This is a genomic window from Moraxella lacunata, assembly GCF_002027545.1.
Taxonomy (GTDB): Bacteria; Pseudomonadota; Gammaproteobacteria; order Pseudomonadales; family Moraxellaceae; genus Moraxella; species Moraxella lacunata.
In genome coordinates this window covers 1-4,081 of sequence record NZ_MXAN01000089.1, presented here as the reverse complement: position 1 = coordinate 4,081, position 4,081 = coordinate 1, and the positions used below count along the sequence as shown (strand labels likewise).

General features: G+C 39.8%; 5 protein-coding genes. 2 read left to right on the top strand and 3 right to left on the bottom strand.

The genetic code is table 11. The features are described from left to right. Positions 1–404: 404 nt before the first annotated feature. Positions 405–743 (top strand): MobC family plasmid mobilization relaxosome protein, encoded by a 339-nt coding sequence (locus B5J94_RS11820; protein ID WP_062501259.1) that lies wholly within the window; start codon positions 405–407, stop codon positions 741–743. Between the two features lie 40 nt (positions 744–783). Further along, on the top strand, positions 784–2,199 hold the full coding sequence (locus tag B5J94_RS11815; RefSeq protein WP_409455093.1) for a relaxase/mobilization nuclease domain-containing protein: 1,416 nt from the start codon (positions 784–786) through the stop codon (positions 2,197–2,199). Position 2,200: 1 nt separating this feature from the next. Here B5J94_RS11815 and B5J94_RS11810 read toward each other — a convergent pair whose 3' ends face one another. The 3 genes from B5J94_RS11810 to repM form a co-directional block, all read right to left on the bottom strand. Further along, positions 2,201–2,461: a type II toxin-antitoxin system RelE/ParE family toxin gene (locus B5J94_RS11810; protein ID WP_062501253.1), complete on the bottom strand. Its 261-nt coding sequence runs from the start codon at positions 2,459–2,461 to the stop codon at positions 2,201–2,203. Further along, positions 2,454–2,744: a type II toxin-antitoxin system RelB/DinJ family antitoxin gene (locus tag B5J94_RS11805; RefSeq protein WP_062501255.1), complete on the bottom strand. Its 291-nt coding sequence runs from the start codon at positions 2,742–2,744 to the stop codon at positions 2,454–2,456. Before B5J94_RS11805 ends, B5J94_RS11810 begins: the two co-directional genes overlap by 8 nt. Before the next feature lie 103 nt (positions 2,745–2,847). Then, positions 2,848–4,029, bottom strand: coding sequence for a replication initiation protein RepM (gene repM, locus B5J94_RS11800; RefSeq protein WP_062501257.1), 1,182 nt, complete (start codon positions 4,027–4,029; stop codon positions 2,848–2,850). Positions 4,030–4,081 lie beyond the last annotated feature (52 nt).

The window sequence follows — 4,081 nt, the reverse complement described above, 5'->3', positions numbered from 1 at the left end:
CTATTTTTAAAAATGTGTAACATATGGTAAGGAAAGGTGTACATATTGGTAAGGAAAGGTGTACATATGGTAAGGAAAGGTGTACATATCCAGTCTGTATGCCTTTATTTACAAGGGTTTCAGAGTGTCTAAAACATATTAAAAGATATAAAAATAATAAAAAGGGTTCTTGCCTAAAATTTGAAATTTTTCCTTGAACCTAAAAATCCCCTTTCTTTTGTCTTTTCAACCATTAGAAATCATAGTAAAATTAACAAAAAATAGTAAAGGGCAAGGACACAAAATGAACCGCTATCGCTAATCATTTATGACCTTGTAAGGGGGTAATCCCCTTAACCCCTTATCAGCTAGCGCTGATTGGGGGCAAGCCCCCAAACCCCCATTAGCTGAAAAGACAAAGAAAAATGACCGACCAACCAAAACCACCAAAACGAACCAAATCAATCACAGTTTGGCTAACTGATGATGAGTACCAAGAACTTTGTAATAAGAAAACAGGGGCAAGGATTGGGGCTTGGGTTCGTGATACCTGCTTAGGGGTAAAAAGCAAGAAACGCAAATACAAGCCCGTAGAACCGCTTCTATTGCGTGAATTGGGTAAGATAGGGGGTAACCTTAACCAAATCGCTAAACACGCCAATACGGACGCATTAGGGGGCAAAATAGACCGTTTACGGCTACTAGGGGAATTGGCTGTAATTCGTGAACAGTTAGACGAGCTTTTGAAACGCTATGATAGTTAAATTTTTACCCAACAAGGGGGGCGGTTCGTGCATGGCAACAATGAATTACTTGCTAGGCAAAGACCGCAACCGTGAACACGCCAAAATCTTACAGGGCAATTCAGAGCTAACCGAACGGCTGGCGGATAACCTAGACTTTAAGAACCGCTATACTGTTGGCGTGCTATCCTTTCAAGAAAGCGACCTTGACGAGACCGCTAAGCGTGAAATTATGGCGAGTTTTGAACAGTCGTTATTTGCAGGACTAGACCAAGACCAATATGACATCACTTGGATAGAACACAAAGACAAAGACCGCCTAGAACTTAATTTTGTAATCCCCAATGTTGAATTAACCACAGGCAAACGCCTACAACCGTATTATGACCGCATAGACCGCCCACTTGTTGAGAATTGGAAACAGGTTATTAACCACGATTATGGATTATCCGACCCTAACGACCCTAGAAAAGCCCAAGCAATCAAGATTGACCCTCACAGGCTCCCAGAGAGCGTACAGGCGATTAAAGAGACCATAGGTAGGGTAATACACCAGCAAATTGAGAAAGGGGCTATAACGAGCCGTACGGGCGTTTTAGAGCTACTTACGCAATCAGGCTTTGAAATTGCCCGAGTTACAGACAAATCAATCAGCGTTAAAAATCCTAACGGCAAAAGAAACATCAGATTAGAGGGCTTTATTTATGAAAATAGACGATTTAGTGGCGAACTTGGAGCGGAACGCACAAGAGCAAGACAAGATTATGACCGAGAAAATACAGAGCGTTACCAGTCAGCACTTGGCAAGCTACAACGAGCTATTACAATCAAATCTGAAAGCAACACAAAAAATTTTAGACGACCAACAAGCGAGCATACGGCAGAGCTTATCCAAATTGGCAATCATCAACACCATCACAGCGACAACATCAGCCATAATGGCAATTTTGATGATAGGGCTAGGGCTTGGCAATCTGTGGCTTTACAAGAAGTCCCAAGACCAAACAGAGTTGCTGGCACAGATACAGGAACAGATAGACAAATCACCCACACAAGCCAAAATACTAGCCAAATTGAACCTATCAGAGAGCGACGGTTATTACTACATAGCGAGCAAGGACAAGGAAGCGGAGAGTTTTACCAATCAGAACGGAACTCTAACAATGAAAATCAGAGCCAAATAGGGGTTTTTGACCGTGCAAAACAGCTTTATGAACGATTACAACAATTTGCTAACCGAGTTAGAACAGCAATTAAACGAACTTACCGAGACGAATACCAAACAGAATGGGCAGATACAGCAATTAACGGCAGTCAATCAGTCTTTGAGAGTGCAGAACGGGCAATTACAGGGGCTAATAGACAAATTAACGACACAGAACACCAAATTAAACAGCGAGAACAGCAAGCTAATGAGCTTATTGCAGAACAACAAAAAACCCTAGACAGGGGCAAGGGTTTTGGGTTTGGGCGGTAGGTTAGCCAAACAGTTCGCTATGGCTATTTAGCCTATGCAGTTCTAGTGTATCGTCCGTAATTCGGTAAATCAACACCAAATCAGGCTTGATATGGCAATCTCGATAGCCTTTCCAGTTGCCTGTTAGTGCGTGGTCTCTGTACTTTTCGGGCAATGGTATGGCGTGCAGTAAGTGATAAACCACATCAACCAGTTCAGCACTCAAACCGCCTAATTTTTGATATTCTTTATCAAATTTGCGACTTCTGGCAATATCACGCATTCTCTTTCGCCCACTTTGCAAAGTCATCAAATGAAGTGCGTGTATATTCGCCATTCTCAAACTCTGCAACACTCTCACGCAGTAGGCGTTCGCCATTTTCGCTTAGTGTGTGCAGTGCAGTATCCGCCCAATCAAACGACAAAGGCACTTTGCCAGTTTGTGCAATTTGATTAAAAAACATTCTTACGGCTTGGCTTGGTGTTAGTCCGTACTGCTCCAAAACAGGGTAAGCACGCCCACGCAGGTTATTATCAAGTCGCATATTAAAATTTGTGTAATCCATAATGTACCCCTAGATTAAATTACATTTCAATTATAACACAATTACAATGAAAGGTAAATGTAATTTAAACACCCATAATTCGCTTATATTTTCTAATTTCCAGCTACTCCAAAAATTTCAAATTCAACTGCTTTAAATAATGCACTTGCTCAAATTTATGGCTTTCCATTCTAAAAACTTCCCTAAAATTGCCTTGCTGATAATAAACTCTTTGTAAACCAAAACAACTCTTTTCGCTGATACGGTTATGGGTTATATAAGCGTTAATCAGTTCATCGTTTGCCAAAATCTGCTCAAATTGGCGTTGTGCCAATGCTAACCGCTCTTTATCCTGCTGTTCTTGTACTTGGCGTTCGGCTTTCTCACGCTGTTTGCGTTCTTGCTCGTCCTGCTCGGCTTGGCGGTGCGTAGTTAAGCCTTGCCTAATCAGATTCTCTCTATGCTCTGCTGTTGCCCCTATTTGGTCGGCATAGGCGTTCTTTTGGGCGATAATCTCACGCTCTTTATCCGTCAAGCTGTCAAAAATATCTATGGTATTAGGGTCTTTTTCTTGGTCTTTGTTTTTTATGGATTTTGCCTTTTGTTTTATGGTAAAGGAAAATCCAATAATATTTCTACCCTGTTTATGTTGTTCATAAGTGGTATGTATATCAGTAAATTCATTAATTTGTGAGACTGCTTTATCTAAAACTTTCTCTTTAAATTGCCCCATTCTTTTGTAAGTATCATCAGAAACCCCTAATTTAGACCTAAATTCATTTATTTCAAACACTGGTGTTTTTCCTTGACTTTTCCAAGATATAAGAATTTCGTACAATCTTAGACCATAACCGCTAGTAATTTGAGATATTTTACTTAATTCATAGCTAGTAAATCTTTTTTCAAGTTCCGTAACCAATGGTATGAATTCATCAGAAAAATTTAGTTTTATAATGGCTTCATCATCAGCATAATAAACCCTAGTAACCCACCTTGCAGTAACGGTATAGATAATGCCATCCTTATCTTTTTCTTTGTAACTAAATTGTCTATTAAACAATGTTTTGGAGGCTTCCTTTAACGCAATGTAAGAGGCTTGCCTAGTAGTGCTAAAAGCCTTAGCATACTCATCAGCTTTTACTGTGATAGCCGAGTCAAAGGGCATCCAGTATTCTGGACTTCCTATTCTCCTAATCTCTAAAATCGCAAGAAGTATCAATCTTTGCTCAACCAAATCAAGGTTGTAACTAGCATTGATTAGAGCATTATCTTTGACAACTAGTTCGGATTTTTGGCTATTATTCATAAGTACACTCCAATAAAAATAGTGTATTTATACACTATTTTTAAAAATGTGT

Excerpts from the sequence above, each read along its gene's own strand:
- B5J94_RS11820 (WP_062501259.1), top strand. The coding sequence starts at position 405 with ATGACCGACCAACCAAAACCACCAAAACGAACCAAATCAATCACAGTT.
- repM (WP_062501257.1), bottom strand. The coding sequence starts at position 4,029 with ATGAATAATAGCCAAAAATCCGAACTAGTTGTCAAAGATAATGCTCTA.
- B5J94_RS11810 (WP_062501253.1), bottom strand. The coding sequence starts at position 2,461 with ATGCGTGATATTGCCAGAAGTCGCAAATTTGATAAAGAATATCAAAAA.
- B5J94_RS11805 (WP_062501255.1), bottom strand. The coding sequence starts at position 2,744 with ATGGATTACACAAATTTTAATATGCGACTTGATAATAACCTGCGTGGG.
- B5J94_RS11815 (WP_409455093.1), top strand. The coding sequence starts at position 784 with ATGAATTACTTGCTAGGCAAAGACCGCAACCGTGAACACGCCAAAATC.